The 1199-nt window shown below is 65.8% G+C and carries 1 protein-coding gene; it reads left to right on the top strand.

The features are described from left to right. A partial coding sequence (locus tag ACFC96_RS46065; protein ID WP_376618719.1) for a 2-oxoacid:acceptor oxidoreductase family protein occupies nt 1–1199 on the top strand: 1199 nt, incomplete at both ends.

Genomic DNA, 1199 nt, shown 5'->3' with positions numbered 1-1199 from the left:
AAGGACGTACGGCGTCTGGAGCGGGTGATCATCCGGTTTGCGGGTGACTCGGGCGACGGTATGCAGCTGACGGGTGACCGGTTCACTTCGGAGACGGCGTCGTTCGGGAACGATCTGTCGACGCTGCCGAACTTTCCGGCTGAGATCCGGGCGCCCGCGGGGACTTTGCCGGGTGTTTCTTCGTTCCAGTTGCATTTCGCGGACCATGACATCCTGACGCCGGGTGACGCGCCGAATGTGTTGGTGGCGATGAATCCGGCGGCGTTGAGGGCGAACATCGCGGATGTGCCGCGTGGTGCGGAGATCATCGTCAATACGGACGAGTTCACCAAGCGGGCGATGCAGAAGGTCGGTTACGGGTCGTCGCCGCTGGAGGACGGGTCGCTGGACGGGTTTCATGTGCATCCGGTGCCGTTGACGACGCTGACGGTTCAGGCGCTGAAGGAGTTCGACCTCTCGCGCAAGGAGGCCGAGCGTTCGAAGAACATGTTCGCGCTGGGGTTGTTGTCGTGGATGTATCACCGGCCGACCGAGGGCACGGAGAGGTTCCTGCGGCAGAAGTTCGGTAAGAAGCCCGAGATCATGAGGGCGAACCTGGCGGCTTTTCATGCGGGGTGGAACTTCGGGGAGACGACGGAGGACTTCGCGGTCTCCTACGAGGTCGCGCCGGCCGCGTCCGCGTTCCCGACGGGTACGTACCGCAACATCTCGGGGAATCTGGCGTTGTCGTACGGGTTGATCGCGGCGTCGCGGCAGGCGGATCTGCCGTTGTATCTGGGTTCGTATCCGATCACTCCGGCCTCGGACATCCTGCATGAGCTGTCGAAGCACAAGAATTTCGGTGTGCGTACGTTCCAGGCCGAGGACGAGATCGCGGGGATCGGGGCGGCGCTGGGCGCGGCGTTCGGCGGCAGCCTCGCCGTCACGACGACCTCCGGCCCCGGCGTGGCCCTCAAGAGCGAGACGATCGGACTGGCCGTCTCTCTCGAACTGCCGCTGCTGGTGGTGGACATCCAGCGCGGCGGCCCATCCACCGGCCTGCCCACCAAGACCGAGCAGGCGGACCTGCTCCAGGCGATGTACGGGCGCAACGGTGAGGCGCCGGTCCCGGTGATCGCGCCGCGCACGCCCGCCGACTGTTTCGACGCGGCGATCGAGGCGGCCCGCATCGCGGTCACGTACCGCACCCCGGTCTTCCT

The sequence above is a fragment of the Streptomyces sp. NPDC055955 genome, assembly GCF_042270245.1.
In the GTDB taxonomy this organism is placed as follows: Bacteria; Actinomycetota; Actinomycetes; order Streptomycetales; family Streptomycetaceae; genus Streptomyces.
The sequence above is the reverse complement of the archived record's forward strand: the minus strand, read 5'-3'. Positions and strand labels throughout refer to the sequence as shown.